This window comes from Pseudomonas sp. MF09150, from assembly GCF_059862355.1.
Genome location: NZ_JCBCUS010000005.1, coordinates 247,449 through 267,062 on the forward strand (window position 1 = coordinate 247,449; position 19,614 = coordinate 267,062).

A 19,614-nucleotide genomic window follows, 5' to 3' on the forward strand; every position below is an offset into this window, starting at 1 on the left:
TAATGGACACAACAGTGGGCCGGCGGCGGTGACCGGTGAACCTCAGACCGAGGCCAGCACCAGGTGCATGTAGCGGGTGAGGATACCGAGCATGTCTTCGTCAGCCAGAGGCTCTGCGCCGTTGAGCAGGCCCTGATATTCCATCCGTCCGATAATCGCCGTCAACACTTTGGCATCTTGTTGTGGCTCCCGGGAACCCAATACCTGAAAAAACTGGCAAGTGCCCTGCAACAGAATTTGCTGGTGCGAGCGCACCAACAGCGCCAGGCGCGGGTTGAGCAAGGCTTCCTGGCGGAACGCCTGTTCAGCCATCAGGTGCTCGCGGCGGTTTTGCAACTGGCGCTGGACGTAGTCAGCCGTGAGCCGGGCAATGTCATCGGCCAGATGGGAGCGCGACTCGGGACTGCCGTCGCCGTAGGCCACCATCTCGCGCAGCAGGCCTTCATTGTTGGTCCAGAACTTGGCCATGTACGCGGCACTGCGTTCGACGTATTGGGCAAAGGTATCGGTGAGCAGGTCATCGATATCCTTGAAGTAGTAGGTGGTGGCCGACAGCGGCACACCGGCTTCGGCGGCCACCGCGCGATGGCGCACGGCGCGCACGCCGTCACGCACGACAATGCGCATGGCGGCGTCGAGAATGTCCTGTCGCCGTTGCTCGCTGCCCTGCCGGCTGGCTTTGCGCCCCTGGTACTGAACGCTTTCAGCTACCGCAGTGGCGATACCCGCTGCGCCTTCTTGAGCAATTGCACGGTTCACGACAGGTCTTCCTCTTAAAAATCACACAGAATTAAAAGCGGTACGTCAGTTCCACACAGACAATAAAAAGCCGCCTGATAAAGGCGGCTGATTATTCAAGGCACTTACGCCTGCGGCCGCATGTGCGGGAACAGGATCACGTCACGGATCGACGGCGAGTTGGTCAGCAGCATCACCAGGCGGTCGATACCAATGCCTTCACCGGCGGTCGGCGGCATGCCGTATTCCAGGGCACGTACGAAGTCGGCATCGTAATGCATGGCTTCGTCGTCGCCGGCGTCCTTGTCGGCCACCTGGGCCATGAAGCGCTCGGCCTGGTCTTCCGCGTCATTGAGCTCGGAGTAGGCATTGGCGATTTCGCGGCCACCGATGAACAGTTCGAAACGGTCGGTGACGTTCGGGTTTTCATCGTTGCGACGGGCCAGCGGCGACACTTCGAACGGGTACTGGGTAATGAAGTGCGGCTGCTCCAGCTTGTGCTCCACCAGCTCTTCGAAAATCATCACCTGCAGCTTGCCCAGGCCTTCAAAGCCCAGGACCTTGGCCCCGGCTTTCTTGGCGATGGCACGGGCCTTGTCGATGTCGTTCAAGTCATCGGCCGTCAGGTCCGGGTTGTACTTGAGGATCGAGTCGAATACCGACAGGCGCACGAACGGCTCGCCGAAGTGGAACACCTTGTCGCCGTACGGCACGTCGGTTGTCCCGAGAACAAGTTGCGCCAGTTCGCGGAACAGCTCTTCGGTCAGGTCCATGTTGTCTTCGTAGTCGGCGTAGGCCTGGTAGAACTCCAACATGGTGAATTCAGGGTTGTGACGAGTCGAAACGCCTTCGTTACGGAAGTTGCGGTTGATCTCGAACACTTTCTCGAAGCCGCCAACCACCAGGCGCTTGAGGTACAGCTCCGGGGCGATCCGCAGGAACATTTCCATGTCCAGCGCATTGTGGTGGGTTTCGAACGGCTTGGCTGCCGCGCCGCCAGGAATGGTTTGCAGCATCGGCGTTTCGACTTCCAGGAAGTCACGCTGCATCAGGAAGCTGCGGATGTGGGCGATCACTTGCGAACGCACGCGGAACGTCTGGCGTACTTCTTCGTTGACGATCAGGTCGACGTAGCGCTGGCGATAACGCTGCTCGGTGTCGGTCAGGCCGTGGTGCTTGTCCGGCAGCGGGCGCAGGGATTTGGTCAGCAGACGCACGCTGGTCATTTCAACGTACAGGTCACCCTTGCCGGAACGGGCCAGGGTGCCTTCGGCAGCGATGATGTCGCCCAGGTCCCAGGTTTTCACCTCAGCCAGGGTTTCTTCCGGCAGGGTCTTGCGGTTGACGTAGACCTGGATGCGCCCGGTCATGTCCTGAATCACCATGAACGAGCCACGGTTGAGCATGATGCGACCAGCAACCTTGACCGGGATCGCAGCCTCTGCCAACTCTTCCTTGGTCTTGTCGACGTACTGCTTCTGCAGGTCCTGGCAGTAGCTGTCACGGCGGAAGTCGTTGGGGAAGGCGTTGCCCTTGGCGCGCTCGGCAGCAAGCTTTTCCTTGCGCAAGGCGATCAGGGTGTTTTCTTCCTGTTGCAGGGCTTGCGGGTCGAGTTGTTGGTCGCTCATGTCTTTTGAAATTCCATCACAGGTTCGTTGCCCCCACGGGTGGCAGGGGACTTAAGGTCTAGGCTGACGGTTTACAGCCCCGATTTCAGGCTGGCTTCCAGGTATTCGTCGATATCGCCGTCGAGCACCTTGTCGCAGTCGCTGCGTTCGATGTTAGTGCGCAGATCCTTGATCCGCGACGCATCGAGCACATACGAACGGATCTGGTGACCCCAGCCGATATCCGACTTGGTGTCTTCCAGCGCCTGGGAAGCGGCGTTGCGTTTCTGCATTTCCTGCTCGTACAACTTGGCCCGCAGCATTTTCATGGCGGTGTCCTTGTTCGCGTGCTGGGATCGTTCGTTCTGGCAACTGACCACAGTGTTGGTCGGTACGTGGGTAATACGTACGGCCGAGTCGGTGGTGTTTACGTGCTGACCACCGGCACCGGAGGAACGATAGGTGTCGATCCGCAGGTCGGCCGGGTTGATCTCGATTTCCACCTTGTCGTCGATCTCTGGCGAGACGAACACCGCGGAGAACGAGGTGTGGCGACGGTTGCCGGAGTCGAATGGGCTCTTGCGCACCAGACGGTGCACGCCGATCTCGGTCCGCAACCAGCCAAAGGCGTATTCACCCTTGATGTGTACGGTCGCGCCCTTGATACCGGCCACTTCACCGGCCGACAGCTCCATGATGGTCGCGTCGAAACCGCGTTTGTCGGCCCAGCGCAGGTACATGCGCAGCAGAATGTTGGCCCAGTCCTGGGCCTCGGTGCCGCCGGAACCGGCCTGGATGTCCAGGTACGCGTTGTTCGGGTCCATTTCGTGGCTGAACATGCGGCGGAATTCAAGCTTGGCGAGGTTTTCCTCGAGACGGGCCAGCTCGGCGACGACATCGCCCACTGCGCTCTCGTCATCTTCTTCGACGGCCATGTCCAGCAGGTCGCGGCAATCGCCCAGACCGGTGTTCAGTTCGTCGAGGGTTTCGACGATCTGCGCCAGCGCAGCGCGCTCGCGGCCCAGTTCCTGGGCGTATTCAGGTTTGTTCCAGACACTCGGATCTTCAAGCTCGCGATTGACCTCGGTCAGACGCTCATGCTTTTGATCGTAGTCAAAGATACCCCCGAATAGTTTCGGAGCGCTCGGACAGGTCCTTGATGGTGTTAAGGATCGGGTTGATTTCCATGGCGGGCAGCACTCGTTGGCGAACTTTTGAAAGCCGGCGAGTATAACGGAATCGCCGATTCACGGCAGCCCGCTTAGCGGGTTTAGCGGCGAATCGGCCATCTAATTTTGCCGATAAGGCCTGCAAAAACCTGCTGTACGGGCAATTTGATCCCGCGTATCGCCCCGCCCCCCTCGTAGCCGCGGACAACCACGGTACCCCGGGACCGGCCCGCGCTATACAATCCCCGGGCGAAATGACAAGGAAGCAGCAGGCACCATGGGCAGACGACTCAGCCACGCCGAGATCGAACACATCAAGCGCCGGGAGCGCCGAAACCTCAAGGGTGGCCAGGCGTTCATCTCGGCGCTGCTCAGTGCACTGGTCTGTATGCCGTTGATGGCGGTCTGGCTGATTGTCTCGCCGGAGCTGGCCTGCGTGCTGGGGTTGGTTTGGCTGATCTTTCTGTGGTGGTGGGTCTGCTACCGCCTGCGAGCGATGGTCGATGAGGTCGGCGAGCAAACCCAATGGCTGCAAGCCAGCTTCAGCGCACACCCGGTGTATGCCCACCGGAACTTCCACTTCGACTATCGCTTTGGCGACTACACGATTGCCGGCAGCAACCTGTTGAACAACTGGTTTATCGACAACACCCTCAACACCCACACCCTGTACCGCATTGAGGCGGTCACACTCACCTGCCCGCAGACCTCGGCCGTCAGCTATTACCTGCTCCGGGAGACCCTGGTCGAAGCGACACCCGCGCAGGTTGTCGCCAACGAGGCCGTCCCACAGGCGGCACGCTGAAAACGCCTACTCGATCCCGACCTGATTGCGCCCATTGTGCTTGGCCAGGTACAGGCCCTTGTCCGCCGCCGAAATCAACTGCCGGCAGTGGCTGTTGGGCTGCGGGGTCATGGTCGACAGGCCGATGCTGATGGTCAGGCTCGAACCTTCGGTCGGCGCCAGATGGGGGATTTTCAGCATGGCAACGGTCTGGCGCAGCTTTTCAGCCACCAGGCGCGCCCCGCCCGGCGAGGTGTTGGGCAGCACCAGGGCGAACTCCTCACCGCCATAGCGCGCCGGCAGGTCCGAAGGACGGCTGCTGGCCTCGCGGATGGCCGTGGCCACTTTGCGCAGGGCCTCGTCGCCCTCCAGGTGGCCAAAGTTGTCGTTGTAAGACTTGAAGTAGTCGACATCGATCATCAGCAGCGACAGCTGGGTCTGATCGCGCATGGCCCGGCGCCACTCCAGCTCCATGTATTCGTCGAAGTGGCGGCGGTTGGACAGCCCGGTCAGGCCATCGGAATTCATCAGCCGCTGCAGCACCAGGTTGGTGTCCAGCAGTTGCTGCTGGCTGACGCGCAGGGCCCGGTAGGCCGCGTCACGCTGCAACAGGGTCATGTAGGACCGCGAGTGGTAGCGAATACGCGCCACCAGCTCGATGTTGTCCGGCAGTTTGACCAGGTAATCATTGGCCCCGGCAGCGAAGGCCGCACTCTTGATCAGCGGGTCTTCCTTGGTCGAAAGCACAATGATCGGAATGTTCTGGGTCGCCGGGTGATTGCGGTACTCACGCACCAGGGTCAGGCCGTCGAGGCCGGGCATCACCAGGTCCTGCAGAATCACCGTCGGCTTGATACGGATCGCCTGGGCGATGGCCTGGTGCGGATCGGCACAGAAGTGGAAATCAATGTTTTCTTCATTGGCCAACCCACGCCGGACAGCTTCACCGATCATTGCCTGGTCATCGACCAACAACACCATGGCGGCATTTTCATCGGTCTTGAATTCGTCGAGCTGTAAATCATTCATGGGTTGTCACCTGAATTGCTACCTGGCCAGGACAGCTGCGTGTGTCAGTCATTTGGCAAATATCTCCAGCAAACGTGGAGCGATCTTGTCCAGTGGGCGAATCTCTACGGCGGCGTCGATGGCAGCGGCCGCCTTGGGCATGCCATACACCGCGCTGCTGTTCTGGTCCTGCGCGATGGTCATATAGCCTTGATCACGCATGAGTTTGAGGCCCTGGGCACCGTCGCGCCCCATGCCGGTCAGCAGCACGCCAACCGCATCGCCATTCCAGTAGGTGGCGACGCTCTCGAAAAACACATCGATCGAGGGTCGATAGATTTCATTCACCGGCTCGGCGGTGTACGCCAGGGTGCCGTTCTTCAACAGACGGATATGGTGATTGGTGCCCGCCAGCAGTACCGTGCCGCTTTGCGGCGGCTCGCCTTCCCGGGCCAGGCGAACCTTGAGCCCGGAAGCGCTGCTGAGCCATTCGGCCATGCCCGCGGCAAACACCTGGTCAACGTGCTGGACCAGCACAATGGCGGCGCGAAAGTCCTGGGGCAAGCCCTTGAGCAGGACCTCCAGGGCCGCCGGACCGCCTGCGGAGGAGCCGATGGCCACCAGGCTCTGGCGCGGAGCGCTGCTGCGCAAGGGCGCCGGCGCCGAACGCACGCGGCTGCCGCGCTGGCCGATCAGCCAGCCGATATTGAGGATCTTGCGCAACAGTGGCGCGGCCGCCTCCTGGGCATTGCCGGCGCCCAGGGCCGGGGTGTCGACCACGTCCAGGGCGCCATAGCCCATGGCCTCGAACACCCGGTGCACGTTCTGCTGGCGGTCGACGGTGACAATCACAATGGCGCAGGGAGATTCGGCCATGATCCGCCGGGTCGCCTCCACGCCATCCATGACCGGCATGATCAGGTCCATGAGAATCAGGTCCGGGGTCAGCTCGGCGCAGTATTTGACCGCCTCCGCGCCGTTGGTGGCAACCCACACCAACTCATGGCTCGGATCGAAAGCCAGGGCTCTGCGCAAGGCCTCCACGGCCATGGGCATGTCGTTGACAATAGCGATTTTCATGCCCGCGCTCCTCCAATCAACTCCACCACCGCGTCGAGCAGGGCGTCGTCGTGGAAACTGGCTTTGGCTAGATAATAGTCGGCTCCGGCGTCCAGTCCACGACGGCGGTCCTCTTCCCGATCCTTGTAGGAAACCACCATCACCGGTAGCGACTGCAAACGGTTGTCGCGACGTAAAAGTGTGACCAATTCAATACCGTCCATGCGGGGCATATCGATGTCGGTGATCAGCAGGTCGAAGTCTTCGGAACGCAAAGCGTTCCAGCCATCCATGCCATCGACCGCGACCGCCACGTCATAACCGCGATTGAGCAGCAGCTTGCGCTGCAATTCACGCACCGTAAGCGAATCGTCGACCACCAGAATGCGCTTGCGCGCGGCCTCGGCCTGGGGCCGGTCATGCCGGGCAATCCGTTCCAGACGCCCGGTGTTGAGCAGTTTGTCCACCGAACGCAGCATGTCTTCGACATCGACGATCAGCACCACCGAACCATCGTCGAGCAGCGCACCGGCGGAAATATCCTGGATCTTGCCCAACCGATCATCCAGCGGCAGCACCACCAGGGTCCGCTCGCCGATAAAACGCTCTACCGCCACGCCATACACCGCGTCGCGCTCGCGAATCACCACCACTTTCAGGGTCTGCTGGCTGCCTTGCGCCGCGGGGCGCTGCAACAACTGGCTGGCGGCCACCAGGCCGACGTGGCGGCCTTCATGCCAGAAATGCTGGCGCCCCTCGACCTGCACAATGTCCTCGGGCGCGAGGTCGCACATGCGTTCGATATGGGCCAGCGGGAACGCATAGGCCTCGCCGCCGACCTCCACCACCAGGCTGCGCACTACCGACAGGGTCAGCGGAACTTCAAGGTGGAAGCGACTGCCTTCGCCGGCGGTCTGCTCCAGCACCACCGCGCCGCGCAGCTGGCGAACCATATGCTGCACCGCATCCAGCCCCACGCCCCGTCCCGAGACCTCGGTGACTTTGTCACGCAGGCTGAAGCCGGGCAGGAACAGAAAGGTCAGCAGCTCTTCTTCGCTGAGCTGGGCGGCGGTTTCCGCCGGGGACAATTGGCGTTCGATGATGTTCTGCCGCAGCCGGTCCAGGTCCACGCCGTGACCGTCGTCAGTCAGCTCCAATACCAGCAGGCCGGCCTGGTGCGAGGCCCGCAGGCGGATCAGGCCTTCGGCCGGCTTGCCGGCCAGCAGACGCTGGTCCGGCGGCTCGATGCCATGATCGACGGCATTGCGCAGCAAGTGGGTCAGGGGTGCTTCGAGTTTTTCCAGCACATCGCGGTCGACCTGGGTCTTTTCACCTTCAATCTCCAGGCGCACTTGCTTGCCGAGGCTACGGCCCAGGTCGCGGACCATCCGCACCTGGCCTGCCAGCACATCGGCGAACGGGCGCATGCGACAGGCCAGCGCGGTGTCGTAGAGCACCTGGGCGCGCTGGCTGGCCTGCCAGCCGAACTCGTCGAGCTCGGCGGTCTTTTCCGCGAGCAACTGTTGCGATTCGGCCAACAGCCGGCGGGCATCCTCCAGCGCTTCCTGGGCCTCCAGGCTCAGGGCGTGCTCCTTGAGGTGCACATTGAGACTTTCGAGGGCGCGCAGGCTGTTGTTCTGCATGCGCTTGAGGCGCTGCAGATTGGCCAGATAAGGTTTCAGACGCTGGGTTTCCACCAGCGACTTGCTCGACAGGTCGAGCAGGCTATTGAGGCGTTCGGCGGTGACCCGCAATACCCGCTCGCCGCCTTCGGTCAGGCGCGAGCCCTTGCGCACCGGGGCCGCCACGGACTCCGCAGGAGCCTCGGGCAGCAGCGACTCGGGGTTGGGCTCGGTAGCGGCCTCGCTACTCGGCGCCTGCAACTGCAACTCGGCCATCGGCGGGGGCGCCACGGGCGGCGGGACCGGGCTCGCGCCAGGCGTTGCCGGCGCCAGCAGGCGCGCCATCAGCTCGACATAGGCCTCGATATCCTGGGGCCCGACATTGGCACTGCCCGGGTTGGCGATGCGCATCAGGAAGTCAGTGCCCTGGAGCAAGGCATCAATATGTTCAGGCAGCAGGTACAGGCGCCCTTCCTGCGCACTGACCAGGCAATCTTCCATGACGTGGGCGACGCTGACGCCGGCATCGACGCCGACAATCCGCGCCGCGCCCTTGAGGGAGTGCGCCGCGCGCATGCAGGCTTCCAACTGGTCGGCCTGGGTCGGGTTGCGCTCCAGGGCCAGCAGCCCGGCGCTGAGCACCTGGGTCTGGGCCTCGGCCTCCAGGCTGAACAACTCCAGCAGCGATGCGTCGCGCATTTGATCGGGGGTCATGAAAGGCTCCGGGTCACGGCCGCGAGCAATTGCTCTTCATCCAGCAGGCGCAAACTGCGCCCCTTCCACTGCAACACGCCACGGGTGTAGCGGGCGCTGGCCTGCGAACCCGAAACCGAAGCGGCATTGAGGGTGCGCTCATCGATGGCGTGGATGCCGTCCACCTCATCCACTGGCACCACCACCGGCCCGCCATGGGCCGCGATGATCAGCATGCGCGGCATGATCCGTGCGCCCGACGCCACGCCGACAGTCGCATCCAGCCCCAGCAGTTCGACCAGGGACAGGCAGGCCACCAGCGCACCGCGCACATTGGCCACGCCCAGCAGGGCGCGCGAGCGCTGGTGAGGCAACGAGTGAATGGTCTGCAACGGCGCCACCTCGACCAGGCAGCGGGTCGGCAGGCCCAGCCATTCCTCGCCCAGGCGGAACATCAACAGCGAACGGGTGACGATGTCGCTGTCGACCTCCAGCGCCATGGATTGCACGCGGTCCTGTTGCTGCAACGAATAGCGATCGAGCAAGCGGGTGGCCGCCGCCGAGTACACCGAACAGTTGCGGCAATGGATATGCTCGACCAGCAGCGGACAGGATTTGTCGCCATGGATGCCGATGCGATTCCAGCAGTCATCGATCTGCTGGGCATCTTCATGGGTCACGTTCAACGAATAGGAGCTGCTCATCGTTCAGGCTCACGGTCAACGGTGCGTACGCTGCGGGCGGCACGCTCCTGCAATCGACGGGCACCCGCGGTATCGCCCTGGGAGGCCAGCAAGGCGGCCAGGTGCGCCAGCGCCTCGGGATGCTGCGGCTGCAGGTACAGGGCCTTGCGATAAAAACCCTGGGCTTGCAGGGTACTGCCGGCCACATCACTGAGCAGGCCCAGCCAGTAAAACACTTGGGCGACCGGCTCATGGCTGCGCAGGTACAGCTCGCAGGCGGCACGGGCTTCGGCGCTCTTGCCTTCGTTGGCCAGCGCGGCAATCTTCGCCAACAAGGCGTTGGCGTCGCTGGGCGGCGCTGCCGGAGCATGCCGCGCAGGCGCCGGCATGGAACTGAAAGGCCGAGCACGTGGTGCCGGCGGCGGCACACTGCGCAGTGGCTGGCGCGGCGCCAGGGGCAACACCGGTGGCGCCAGGACCGGGGCAGGAACCGGCAACGGTGCCGGCTCGACATGGCGACTGAAGGCAAAGGACTGCGCGATACCGATCGAGCGCATGCCCAGGCGGCCCAACAGGCTGCCTTCGGCCGGGCCGATAAACAGCACGCCGTCGACATGGGTCAGCCGCTTCAGCACCTCGAACACCTGCTGCTGGGTCGGCTGGTCGAAATAGATCAGCAGATTGCGGCAGAACACAAAGTCATAGGGCGGCTCATTGGCCAGCAGGTGGGGGTCGAGCAAGTTGCCGACTTGCAGGCGCACCTGCTCGCGGACCCGCTCATCCAGCCGATAGCGCTCGTCCTCGGCACTGAAGTGGCGCTCGCGAAACCCGCTCTGCTGGCCGCGAAAGGAATTCTTGCCATACACCGCCGCCTTGGCCCGCTCCACCGACAGCGGGCTGACGTCCAGGCCATCGACCTTGAACTGGTGCGGCGCGATGCCGGCATCCAACAGGGCCATGGCAATGGAATAGGGTTCTTCACCGGTGGAGCACGGCAGGCTGAGCAGGCGCAGGGCGCGCATGCCGCGAATCTCGGCCAGGCGCGCCTGGGCCAGTCTGGCCAGGGTTGCGAAAGACTCCGGATAGCGAAAGAACCAGGTCTCCGGGACGATCACCGCCTCGATCAGTGCCTGCTGCTCATCCTTGCTGCCGCGCAGGGTGTTCCAGTACTCCTCGGCATCCCGGGCCTGTTGCGCGGTCATGCGTTGGCGCACCGCGCGCTCGATGATGGCCTCGCCCACCGACGCCACGTCGAGGCCGATGCGCTCCTTGAGAAAATCGAAAAAACGCTGGTCGCGGCTCACGGCAGTTCCTCGAGCAGCGCCGGATCCAGCGGCGGAGACGGAAACAGCAGCGCACGCACCTGGGTATCGAGCAGGTCGTCGACCCGCACCCATTGCAGCAGGCCGTGCTCGTCTTCACGCACCGGGCCCAGGTACGGGCTCTGCCGGTTATCCAGGCCGTAGGGCTGGAACTGCGCCGGGTCGCAGCGCAAGGTGTCGCTGGCCTGCTCCAGGATCAAGCCCAGCAACTGGCCGGCCTGCCCGGGGCTGGCGCGATAGTGCACCAGCACCAGGCGGGTGCTGGTCCGTGCCTGTGCCGGCTGGCCAAATGTCAGGGCGCTGAGGTCGATGACCGGCACCACCACGCCCCGATAGGCAAAGATCCCGGCAACCCAGGCCGGGGCCTGGGCGATGGGCTTGAGCAACAGGCGCGGCAGGACTTCGACCACCTCGGTGGCCTGCAGGGCATAACGTTGGTTGCCGATGCGAAACACCAGAAACAACACCTTCTTCGGCGGCGCCTGTGAGCCGCGCCTGGCCGCGAGATCGCTCATCAGACTTTGAAACGCGAGACGCCGCTACGCAGCCCCACGGCCACCTGGCTCAACTCGTCGATGGCGAAGCTGGCCTGGCGCAGGGATTCAACGGTCTGGCTGCTGGCATCGCCCAGTTGCACCAGCGCGTGGTTGATCTGCTCGGCGCCGGTGGCCTGGGCCTGCATGCCTTCGTTGACCATCAGCACCCGTGGCGCCAGCGCCTGGACCTGATGAATGATCTGCGACAGTTGCTCACCCACCTGCTGCACCTCGGACATGCCGCGGCGCACCTCCTCGGAGAACTTGTCCATGCCCATCACCCCGGCCGACACCGCCGACTGGATCTCGCGCACCATCTGTTCGATGTCATAGGTGGCTACGGCGGTCTGGTCCGCCAGGCGCCGGACTTCGGTCGCCACCACGGCAAACCCGCGTCCGTACTCACCGGCTTTTTCGGCCTCGATCGCAGCGTTGAGCGACAACAGGTTGGTCTGGTCGGCGACCTTGACGATGGTCACCACCACCTGGTTGATGTTGCCGGCCTTCTCATTGAGGATCGCCAGCTTGGCGTTGACCAGGTCGGCCGCGCCCATCACCGAGTGCATGGTGTCTTCCATCCGCGCCAGGCCTTGCTGGCCGGAGCCCGCCAATACCGACGCTTGGTCGGCGGCGGTCGACACTTCGGTCATGGTGCGGACCAGGTCCTTGGATGTGGCCGCGATTTCCCGGGAAGTGGCACCGATCTCCGTGGTCGTGGCCGCGGTCTCGGTGGCGGTGGCCTGTTGCTGCTTGGAAGTGGCGGCAATCTCGGTCACTGAGGTCGTGACCTGCACCGAAGAGCGCTGGGCCTGGGACACCAGGGCCGTGAGCTCGGTCATCATGTCGTTGAAGCCGGTTTCCACTGCGCCGAATTCGTCCTTGCGGTCGAGGTTGAGGCGCCCACTGAGGTCACCGGTGCGCATTACGTCGAGAATCTTCACGATGCGGTTCATCGGCGCCATGATCGCGCGCATCAACAGCAGCCCGCACAACCCGGCGGCCAGCACCGCGATCAACAGCGACAGGCCCATGCTCACTTTGGCCGCGGCCACGGCATCATCGATCGCCGTGGTGGCGGCATCGGCCACCGACTTGTTCTCGCTGATCACATCGTTGAGACGCATGCGCCCGGCGATCCAGGCTGGGGTCAGCTGTTCGTTGAAAGTGCGATTGGCCTCGGCATCCTTGTTTTGCTGGTGCAGGTCGAGAACCACCGCCTGAATCCGGTTGAATTCCTGATGCTGGGTTTCGAAGGCGTCGAACTCGACCTGATCTTCACGGCCGTTGATGGTGGCCCTGTAGCTGGCCATGTGTTGCTGCAGGCGTTGTTCGAAGGATTTGAAGTCCGCGGCGTTTTCGGGGCTGATCCCCTGCCCTTGCTTGAACCCGAGGATCTGCTGGGTCAGCAGGTAGCTGTCGACCCAGGCGCTGCGAATCATCGAACTGTAATAAACCCCGGGGATGGCGTCGGTGCGCATGCGCTCTTCACCGGCCTCGATTTTCAACAGACGGGAGTACGAGACCACGACCATCAACAGCATGATGGCGATAATCACCGCAAAGCTCGCCAAAATGCGTTGGCGCAACGTCCAGTTCTTCACAGTCAGTCCTCGGGGCCGTTCAAATGGGGGGCAGTATAGCCGAGGGCGGGCCATCATTTATCTGCGGTTTGCGCACCAGGTCTCACTCGGCGCTAAAGCCTGCGTGGGCTCTGGGTGGCTACTTTCCGCCATATGACCGAGCGCGAGCCAGTGCTGTTTCGGCAAATACAGCCAGCATATCCGCCATCCACCCCGCCCCCGGCGCGCCCACGCCGCAACGTCCGCGCCCCTGGCCTCAGGTCGCGGCCAGACGCACCTGGTTTTCCAGTTCGCGCTTGAGCCCCGGTTCGAGTTTGAGCTGACGCGCCAGTTCGTCCAGGTAGGACTTCTCCATGAAGTTCTCTTCATCCACCAGCATCACGCTGGCGATGTACATTTCCGCGGCCATTTCCGGGGTGCTGGCGGCGCGGGCGACATCCGCCGGATCCAGCGGTTTGTTGAGCTCGGCGTGCAGCCAGTGCTGCAACTCCTGATCGTTATCCAGGCGGGTGAACTCGCCCTCGATCAGGGCCCGTTCGCGCTCATCGACATGCCCGTCGGCCTTGGCCGCGGCCACCAGCGCCTTGAGGATCGCCTGGCTATGCTGTTCGACCTGCTGCGCCGGCAGGCGGTCAATGGTCTGGGGTTCGCGCTGGGGAGCGGTTCCCTGCTGCGCCTGCCAGTTGCCATAGGCCTTGTAGGCGATCACCCCGAGGGCGGCCAGGCCACCATAGACCACCGCCTTGCCGCCGAACTTGCGGGCTTTTTTATTGCCCAGCAGCAGGCCCATGGCGCCGGCGGCCAATGCACCGCCGCCGGCACCGGACAACAGGCCGCCCAGACCGCCGGCACTGCCACCGAGCAAACCGCCCAGCGCGCCCTTGCCGGCCGGGGCCTTGCCCGATGCGCCTGAGGCCTTGTTCTGCAGCAGGTCCTGGCCGGACTTGAGCAATTGATCGAGCAATCCACGGGTATTCATTGCGACCTCCGGAAACTTCGGTTCAGTGGCTAAATAAGGCCACCAGCCTAGTGGGAAGTGCCCGTGCGCTGTGCTCGAGAGTGCTTCGGGATGTTGCCTGGACGCAGCGGCCCATCGATTAAAAAGATATACACTGCGAAAAATCTATAAAACCGTCCAACCGGTATCCCCCACCATGATGACCCTGCGCCAGATCCGTCACTTTATCGCCGTGGCCGAAACCGGCTCGATCTCCGCCGCCGCCCAGGCAGTGTTCATCTCGCAATCGACCCTGACCCTGGCGATCCAGCAGTTGGAGCAGGAGATCGGCGTCAACCTGTTCAATCGCCACGCCAAAGGCATGACCCTGACCCACCAGGGCCACCAGTTCCTGCGCCAGGCGCACCTGATCCTGGCCACCGTCGACAACGCCAAGCGCAGCCTGCAACAGAGCACCGACCAGGTGGCCGGGCAATTGATCGTCGGCGTGACCAGTCTGGTGGCCGGCTACTACCTGGCGGACCTGCTGACCCGTTTCCAGCGTGCCTACCCCAATGTGGAAATCCGCGTGATGGAGGACGAACGCCCGTACATCGAGCACCTGCTGGTCAGCGGCGAGATCGATGTCGGGGTGCTGATCATCTCCAACCTGGAAGACCGTCACGCGCTGCAGACCGAGGTCCTGACCCACTCGCCGCACCGGCTCTGGCTGCCGGCCCAGCATCCGCTACTGGAGCGCGACAGCATCAGCCTGGCAGACGTTGCCGGCGAGCCGCTGATCCAGCTCAACGTCGATGAAATGGACCACAACGCCCAGCGCATGTGGACCGGCGCCGGCCTGCAACCGCGAATCACCCTGCGCACGGCCTCCACCGAAGCGGTGCGTAGCCTGGTGGCTGCCGGGCTGGGGGTGTCGATCCAGCCGGACATGACCTACCGCCCGTGGTCGCTGGAGGGCGACATCATCGAGGCACGCTCCCTCGCCGACCTCGGCCAGACCCTCGACGTCGGCCTGGCCTGGCGCCGTGGCACCGCCCGTCCGGCACTGGTGGACCCGTTCCTGACCGTGGCCCGCGAGCAGCCCCACGGCGGGCGCAAGCCATCGATTTAATCGAATGTTCAATTCTGTATTTAGTATTTGTCGTCCTTCTGCCCGGCCACTAGTCTCTTCCCACTCCGGAAGCGGCGGTGGTCGGACACCGGGCACCCGGGAGCTACCATGGCTACGCAAGAAAAGAGAACCCGCAAAATGGCTGGCGTGCACACTCCGTTACTGACCGCGTTATTGATCGATGGTGAACTGGTGGCCGGCCAGGGCTTTGTCGAGCCGATCATCAATCCGGCCACCGGGGAAGTGCTGACGCACATTGCCGAAGCCAGTACCGAACAGGTCGAGAGCGCGATTCTGGCCGCGCACCGCGCCTTCTCCGGCTGGTCGCGGACCACGCCCCAGCAGCGCTCGAACATCCTCCTGGCCATCGCCGACGCTATCGAAAAACACGCCGATCACCTGGCCCGCCTCGAATCCCTGAACTGCGGCAAGCCATTGCACCTGGCGCGCCAGGACGACCTGAGCGCCACCGTCGATGTGTTTCGCTTCTTCGCCGGTGCGGTGCGCTGCCAGACCGGCCAGTTGTCCGGCGAATACCTGCCGGGCTTTACCAGCATGGTGCGCCGCGATCCGATCGGCGTGGTGGCGTCGATTGCCCCGTGGAACTACCCGATCATGATGGCCGCCTGGAAAATCGCCCCGGCCCTGGCCGCCGGCAATACCCTGGTGTTCAAGCCCTCGGAGCACACGCCGCTGTCGATCCTGGCCCTGGCGCCGACCCTGGCCCAACTGCTGCCGCGCGGGGTGATCAACATCATCTGTGGCGGCGGTGAAGGCGTCGGCAGCCACCTGGTCAGCCACCCGAAAGTGCGCATGGTGTCGCTGACCGGGGATATCGTCACCGGGCAGAAAATCCTCCAGGCCGCGTCCAAGACCCTCAAGCGCACCCACCTGGAACTGGGCGGCAAGGCGCCGGTGATTGTCTGCAACGATGCCGACTTGCAGGCGGTGGTCGCCGGCGTGCGCAGCTATGGCTACTACAACGCCGGGCAGGACTGCACCGCCGCCTGCCGTATCTACGCCCAGGCCGGAATCCATGACCGCCTGGTGGCCGAACTCGGCGCCGCCGTCAGCAGCCTGCGCTTTGCCGGCAAGCGTGACACTGACAACGAAATCGGGCCGCTGATCAGCACCCGCCAGCGCGACCGCGTGGCCAGCTTTGTCGAGCGCGCCCTGGGCCAGCCCCATATCGAGCGGGTCACCGGAGCCGCCGTGCACACAGGCCCTGGCTTCTATTACCAACCGACCCTGCTCGCCGGCTGCAAGCAAAGTGACGAAATCGTCCAGCGCGAAGTGTTCGGCCCGGTGGTCACCGTGACCCGCTTCGACGAACTGAGCCAGGCGGTGGACTGGGCCAACGATTCGGAATACGGCCTGGCGTCCTCGGTCTGGAGCCAGAGTCTGGACAAGGCGATGCAGGTTGCGGCGCGCCTGCAATACGGCTGCACCTGGATCAACAGCCACTTCATGCTGGTCAGCGAAATGCCCCACGGCGGCCTGAAACGCTCCGGCTACGGCAAGGACCTGTCCAGTGATTCGCTGCAGGACTACAGCGTGGTACGGCACATCATGGCCCGCCATGGCACCGACCTTTAGGAGCAGTTGCTGGCGGCGAGCTACGAGCTGCAAATGAGCGCGGGTTCTACTCGCAACTTGCCGCTTGCAACGTGCCGCGGCTCAAAAGCAGGTGCCTTCGGCGTCGCTGCACACCCCATACGGCGTATTGCTGATAAACCAGTTGAGCCAATGGGGCTCCCAGTCCCGCCACTGGATAAAGTAGGTCTTGGTCTCGGTGTTGAATGTCACGCCGAAAATACTCAGTTCCCGGGCACTCTCCGACATGCGCATGTCCAGCGAATCGTCGTAGATCAAGGGCGAGCGGTAAACCCGCTGCGGGTTCTGGAGGTCAACCACCTGCAGATACCCCAGGTGCCTGAAGGGTATGAACAGGTTACCGGCATGGACATGCTGCAAGAGGTAGCGTCCCGAAGATCCTCTGCTGGTGTAAGGCTCGCGATTGAGCACCTCACTCAACTGTTGGATGAACACCCCGGCGCCGCAGGCAAGCAGTATCAGCAGTCCGAAAACGGTCTTCCTGAGCTTCATCGGGCAGCGCCCTGGAGGCTGCAATTCATTGACCTGATCTCCCTGAAAAGGCGCCATTGAACGAGTTCTGGATAAGCGAATCAAGTTGCGGCACTATCCGCCGCCATAAAGTGCCCGCCGCCCTCCACCGGGGCGCTGGAAACGTACCCAGGTAGCAAGGACGCCCCCATGTCATACCCACCATTGTCCGTCCGAAGCGGGTCGACTCCGCTGCGGAGCGCCCGGCGGTGACTTCCGCCCGTGACGAGCTGATTCGCCTGATCACCGCCCTTCTGGCCCACAGCCTCGCGGTGGCCACTTGCGTGTTGATCGATTACTACGGCATCCCGTTCTACGAGCAGATGTTCGGCAGCATCAGCAAGTTTTTTGGCTTTGGCCCGATGATGCGCACCCTGTTCTGCCTGTTCGTCGCGGTCAATCTGCTGATCGCTATCATTCCGGTGCTCAGGATCAAGCTGTTGCTGATCCTGCCGCTGTTGCTGCTGACCGCTTACATAATGTTCCCCCACAACCCGATTCGTGGCCTGGTCTACTGCTCGGAGCTCGGCCTGCTGCCCTTGGCGGCGATCTATCTGTCCCGAGGGCTGCATCAGTTGCTCAGCCCAAGGGCGAAACGAGCCTGCGCCCCATGAGCCGCGACACGTTCATCCGCATAGGCTGCGCGCTATTGGCGCACGGCCTGGCGGTCGCGCTGTTTTACCTGGCGCATCTACTGGGCGTGCCGCTCTACCTGCAGCTGTTCGGCTCGATCTCGCGTGGTGTCGCGGTGGGGCTTGGGGTCTATTACCTGTTCATCCTGTTTATCGGGGTCAACGTACTGGCCGCGCTGGTGCCCAACCTCAAGCTCAAGCTGGGCCTGATCCTGCTGCCGGTGCTGGCCAGCGCCTGGATGTTTTTCCCCAGCAACCCCATACGCGGAATGGTGTATTGCGCCTTGTCCAGCGGCTTGCCGTTACTGGCGATCTGGCTGGCGCAGCGCCTGCATCGATTGCTACGCCCCAAGGACCTGCCCCATGAGTGATGGCCTGCGCCTGCCGGCGCCCCTTCGGTACCTGAGCCTGCTACTGGTGCTGGGCGCCAGCGGCAATTGCCTGGCCATGAGCCTGGACCAGCAGTTCGCCGGCCTGGCCAGTTGCAGCGTCGAGCAGGTGTTTCTCGACCCCAGCAACCAGCAGCTTAGCGGCCAGTACTTTGTCGAGCGCCAACTGCAACCCTGCAACCTCGACGAAGGTGCGCGCTTTTGCGTCAAGGACCAGTTCCACGGGCTGGCGGTGCATGCCATCGGCATTCCGTATCGCGGGCCGTTTTCAGTGCACGCGCTGTACCTCGACGCCGATGTACAGACGGCGCGCCAGCAATTGGGCCAAGGCTTCGACGGCGACGGTGTACAGGCCCCGTTGTTGATTGCCGACCCGAAGAATCCCGGCGGCTCGGTGCTGTACTGCGACCCGGACAGCCAATAATTCCTTTTGCCCCACCCGCGACGGAGCTCTCGATGCCCTCTCCCTTCAACACCCTGAGCCTGGCCCTGCTCGGGCTGCTGATCAGCCTCGCGCCCCCAGCCCTGATGGCGGCGGAATCCGGCTGTCCGAGCGGAGATTTGTCGAGCTTCGTCCAGGCGTTCGCCAGCAGCCCCGAGTTGCAACAGACCTACACCCGCTCGCCGCTGATCGAACAGCGTCCGGCCTATGGCGATCAGGGCTATGGGGTCACGACCCTGCACAAAGTGCCCGCCGCCAACCCCGCGAGCCTGGCCCTGCTCGACCCTAAGGTCCAGGCCAAGGCCGGTTTGCAGACCTTCTGGATCGACAAGCGCAGCCTGGTGGTGCACGACAGCCTGGGCGATGTGCTGCAGGTCTTTGTGTTCCAGCAGTTGCCGTGCTGGACCCTGGTCCGAGTCGAACAGTGGTCGCTGCAAGGCCTGCTCGACGAGCGGGCGCCGGCCAATGAAACGCCCTTGCAGCGCGAGCTGCGCAAAGCTGACCTCTTTGAAGGCTATGGCGCGGTGGAGCTGTATCCGCTGACCACGTACTTTTTCGAGCTGGCGCAGCGCATCGACCTGCACGCCGCCGACAACGGCTCGGCCGCCGGCGCCACCCGGGCCGTGATCCTGGGTTATTCGGGGATGTCACCGGAAGTGGAGCCGGCGCGGATCGAATCCCTGCTGAGCACCTATGCCGAATCGGACGTCGAGGCCAAGTTGCTGCTGGCGGACTTTTACTGCTTCCGGGGCAATCAGGTGTCGGAACGAAAATGCCAGGCGCCGCGCCAGGCCGAAGACACCGTGACCCAGGCCGCCCGACAGTTCGACACCGGCATGGCCTATGCCACGCTCGGCTATGGCTACAGCGAAGGCCTTTGGGGCACCACCGACCTGCCGCGTGCCCTGTCCTGCTTCAAGGAAGCCGCCGACCGCCATGAGCCGAGCGTGCTGCAGAACCTGGTCCACTACGCCAAGGAAGGCCAGGTGCCACAGCCTGGGGTCAGCTGCCTGCAAGCCCCGGCACCGACCGCCGGTTGAGTGTATCGGGCAATGGACTGGCGCCGCTGATCCATGCTTTCGGCCAGCAAAACCGGGGGAAATAAGGGCTTTTTGCTGGCGCGATGGCTTTTTTACCAATGGATACAGCTAATCATT

19 protein-coding genes are annotated in these 19,614 nt (G+C 63.3%); 7 read left to right on the forward strand and 12 right to left on the reverse strand.

All coding sequences use genetic code 11. The features are described 5' to 3' along the window. Positions 1-42: 42 nt before the first annotated feature. The 3 genes from AC19YX_RS20085 to prfB all read right to left on the reverse strand — a co-directional run bounded on the left by AC19YX_RS20085 (position 43) and on the right by prfB (position 3,533). Complete coding sequence (locus AC19YX_RS20085) at positions 43-759, reverse strand: TetR/AcrR family transcriptional regulator (RefSeq protein WP_020296659.1); 717 nt, start codon at positions 757-759, stop codon at positions 43-45. A gap of 104 nt (positions 760-863) precedes the next feature. Next, the gene (gene lysS / locus AC19YX_RS20090; RefSeq protein ID WP_020296660.1) at positions 864-2,366 is read right to left on the reverse strand and encodes a lysine--tRNA ligase; all 1,503 of its coding nucleotides are present in this window, start codon (positions 2,364-2,366) and stop codon (positions 864-866) included. Positions 2,367-2,437: 71 nt separating this feature from the next. Continuing rightward, positions 2,438-3,533 (reverse strand): peptide chain release factor 2 gene (gene prfB, locus AC19YX_RS20095; RefSeq protein WP_102047897.1). Its coding sequence is split into 2 segments (ribosomal slippage): positions 2,438-3,460 and positions 3,462-3,533, totalling 1,095 coding nucleotides; the frame shifts between segments, so codons are not numbered across the junction. Positions 3,534-3,791: 258 nt separating this feature from the next. Here prfB and AC19YX_RS20100 point away from each other — a divergent pair. Beyond that, complete coding sequence (locus tag AC19YX_RS20100; RefSeq protein WP_500606846.1) at positions 3,792-4,319, forward strand: hypothetical protein; 528 nt, start codon at positions 3,792-3,794, stop codon at positions 4,317-4,319. A gap of 6 nt (positions 4,320-4,325) precedes the next feature. Here the strand turns inward: AC19YX_RS20100 and AC19YX_RS20105 are convergent, their stop codons facing one another. From AC19YX_RS20105 to AC19YX_RS20140, 8 genes are all read right to left on the reverse strand, one after another. Further along, complete coding sequence (locus AC19YX_RS20105) at positions 4,326-5,327, reverse strand: response regulator (protein WP_020296663.1); 1,002 nt, start codon at positions 5,325-5,327, stop codon at positions 4,326-4,328. A 48-nt stretch (positions 5,328-5,375) separates the two neighbouring features. Continuing rightward, positions 5,376-6,386 (reverse strand): chemotaxis response regulator protein-glutamate methylesterase, encoded by a 1,011-nt coding sequence (locus tag AC19YX_RS20110; protein ID WP_201129616.1) that lies wholly within the window; start codon positions 6,384-6,386, stop codon positions 5,376-5,378. Then, on the reverse strand, positions 6,383-8,701 hold the full coding sequence (locus tag AC19YX_RS20115; RefSeq protein ID WP_500606847.1) for a hybrid sensor histidine kinase/response regulator: 2,319 nt from the start codon (positions 8,699-8,701) through the stop codon (positions 6,383-6,385). Before AC19YX_RS20115 ends, AC19YX_RS20110 begins: the two co-directional genes overlap by 4 nt. Beyond that, positions 8,698-9,384: a chemotaxis protein CheW gene (locus tag AC19YX_RS20120; protein ID WP_078469991.1), complete on the reverse strand. Its 687-nt coding sequence runs from the start codon at positions 9,382-9,384 to the stop codon at positions 8,698-8,700. Before AC19YX_RS20120 ends, AC19YX_RS20115 begins: the two co-directional genes overlap by 4 nt. Further along, entirely contained in the window at positions 9,381-10,667 is a 1,287-nt protein-coding gene (locus AC19YX_RS20125; RefSeq protein ID WP_500606848.1) for a CheR family methyltransferase, read from the reverse strand. Before AC19YX_RS20125 ends, AC19YX_RS20120 begins: the two co-directional genes overlap by 4 nt. Next, positions 10,664-11,200 (reverse strand): chemotaxis protein CheW, encoded by a 537-nt coding sequence (locus AC19YX_RS20130; RefSeq protein ID WP_078469989.1) that lies wholly within the window; start codon positions 11,198-11,200, stop codon positions 10,664-10,666. Before AC19YX_RS20130 ends, AC19YX_RS20125 begins: the two co-directional genes overlap by 4 nt. Continuing rightward, complete coding sequence (locus tag AC19YX_RS20135) at positions 11,200-12,822, reverse strand: methyl-accepting chemotaxis protein (RefSeq protein WP_078469988.1); 1,623 nt, start codon at positions 12,820-12,822, stop codon at positions 11,200-11,202. The genes AC19YX_RS20130 and AC19YX_RS20135 overlap by 1 nt, the downstream gene beginning before the upstream one ends. A 235-nt stretch (positions 12,823-13,057) precedes the next feature. Next, complete coding sequence (locus AC19YX_RS20140) at positions 13,058-13,780, reverse strand: tellurite resistance TerB family protein (RefSeq protein ID WP_201129612.1); 723 nt, start codon at positions 13,778-13,780, stop codon at positions 13,058-13,060. A gap of 175 nt (positions 13,781-13,955) precedes the next feature. On the opposite strand from AC19YX_RS20140, the gene AC19YX_RS20145 reads away from it, so the two are divergent. Together AC19YX_RS20145 and AC19YX_RS20150 are read left to right on the forward strand one after the other, a co-directional pair. Beyond that, complete coding sequence (locus AC19YX_RS20145; protein ID WP_078469986.1) at positions 13,956-14,870, forward strand: LysR family transcriptional regulator; 915 nt, start codon at positions 13,956-13,958, stop codon at positions 14,868-14,870. Between the two features lie 108 nt (positions 14,871-14,978). After that, a complete protein-coding gene (locus AC19YX_RS20150) occupies positions 14,979-16,466 on the forward strand; it encodes a gamma-aminobutyraldehyde dehydrogenase (RefSeq protein WP_421547976.1) in 1,488 nt (495 codons plus the stop codon). Positions 16,467-16,547: 81 nt separating this feature from the next. On the opposite strand, the gene AC19YX_RS20155 is transcribed toward AC19YX_RS20150, so the two are convergent. Continuing rightward, positions 16,548-16,976, reverse strand: a complete 429-nt coding sequence (locus AC19YX_RS20155; RefSeq protein WP_078469984.1) for a hypothetical protein — start codon at positions 16,974-16,976, stop codon at positions 16,548-16,550. Positions 16,977-17,203: 227 nt separating this feature from the next. On the opposite strand from AC19YX_RS20155, the gene AC19YX_RS20160 reads away from it, so the two are divergent. From AC19YX_RS20160 to AC19YX_RS20175, 4 genes are read left to right on the forward strand one after another with little or no spacing between them, the layout of a single operon-like run. After that, the gene (locus AC19YX_RS20160) at positions 17,204-17,608 is read left to right on the forward strand and encodes a hypothetical protein (RefSeq protein WP_500606849.1); all 405 of its coding nucleotides are present in this window, start codon (positions 17,204-17,206) and stop codon (positions 17,606-17,608) included. Then, complete coding sequence (locus AC19YX_RS20165) at positions 17,605-17,997, forward strand: hypothetical protein (protein WP_201129609.1); 393 nt, start codon at positions 17,605-17,607, stop codon at positions 17,995-17,997. Before AC19YX_RS20160 ends, AC19YX_RS20165 begins: the two co-directional genes overlap by 4 nt. Beyond that, a complete protein-coding gene (locus AC19YX_RS20170) occupies positions 17,990-18,439 on the forward strand; it encodes a hypothetical protein (RefSeq protein ID WP_500606850.1) in 450 nt (149 codons plus the stop codon). The genes AC19YX_RS20165 and AC19YX_RS20170 overlap by 8 nt, the downstream gene beginning before the upstream one ends. A 32-nt stretch (positions 18,440-18,471) precedes the next feature. Then, positions 18,472-19,497 (forward strand): SEL1-like repeat protein, encoded by a 1,026-nt coding sequence (locus AC19YX_RS20175; RefSeq protein ID WP_500606851.1) that lies wholly within the window; start codon positions 18,472-18,474, stop codon positions 19,495-19,497. Positions 19,498-19,614: the final 117 nt, after the last annotated feature.

Bases quoted from the DNA above. Each gene is read 5' to 3' on its own strand.
- lysS (WP_020296660.1), bottom strand. From the start codon at position 2,366: ATGAGCGACCAACAACTCGACCCGCAAGCCCTGCAACAGGAAGAAAAC.
- AC19YX_RS20100 (WP_500606846.1), top strand. From the start codon at position 3,792: ATGGGCAGACGACTCAGCCACGCCGAGATCGAACACATCAAGCGCCGG.
- AC19YX_RS20105 (WP_020296663.1), bottom strand. From the start codon at position 5,327: ATGAATGATTTACAGCTCGACGAATTCAAGACCGATGAAAATGCCGCC.
- AC19YX_RS20110 (WP_201129616.1), bottom strand. From the start codon at position 6,386: ATGAAAATCGCTATTGTCAACGACATGCCCATGGCCGTGGAGGCCTTG.
- AC19YX_RS20115 (WP_500606847.1), bottom strand. From the start codon at position 8,701: ATGACCCCCGATCAAATGCGCGACGCATCGCTGCTGGAGTTGTTCAGC.
- AC19YX_RS20120 (WP_078469991.1), bottom strand. From the start codon at position 9,384: ATGAGCAGCTCCTATTCGTTGAACGTGACCCATGAAGATGCCCAGCAG.
- AC19YX_RS20130 (WP_078469989.1), bottom strand. From the start codon at position 11,200: ATGAGCGATCTCGCGGCCAGGCGCGGCTCACAGGCGCCGCCGAAGAAG.
- AC19YX_RS20140 (WP_201129612.1), bottom strand. From the start codon at position 13,780: ATGAATACCCGTGGATTGCTCGATCAATTGCTCAAGTCCGGCCAGGAC.
- AC19YX_RS20145 (WP_078469986.1), top strand. From the start codon at position 13,956: ATGATGACCCTGCGCCAGATCCGTCACTTTATCGCCGTGGCCGAAACC.
- AC19YX_RS20150 (WP_421547976.1), top strand. From the start codon at position 14,979: ATGGCTACGCAAGAAAAGAGAACCCGCAAAATGGCTGGCGTGCACACT.
- AC19YX_RS20155 (WP_078469984.1), bottom strand. From the start codon at position 16,976: ATGAAGCTCAGGAAGACCGTTTTCGGACTGCTGATACTGCTTGCCTGC.
- AC19YX_RS20165 (WP_201129609.1), top strand. From the start codon at position 17,605: ATGAGCCGCGACACGTTCATCCGCATAGGCTGCGCGCTATTGGCGCAC.
- AC19YX_RS20170 (WP_500606850.1), top strand. From the start codon at position 17,990: ATGAGTGATGGCCTGCGCCTGCCGGCGCCCCTTCGGTACCTGAGCCTG.
- AC19YX_RS20175 (WP_500606851.1), top strand. From the start codon at position 18,472: ATGCCCTCTCCCTTCAACACCCTGAGCCTGGCCCTGCTCGGGCTGCTG.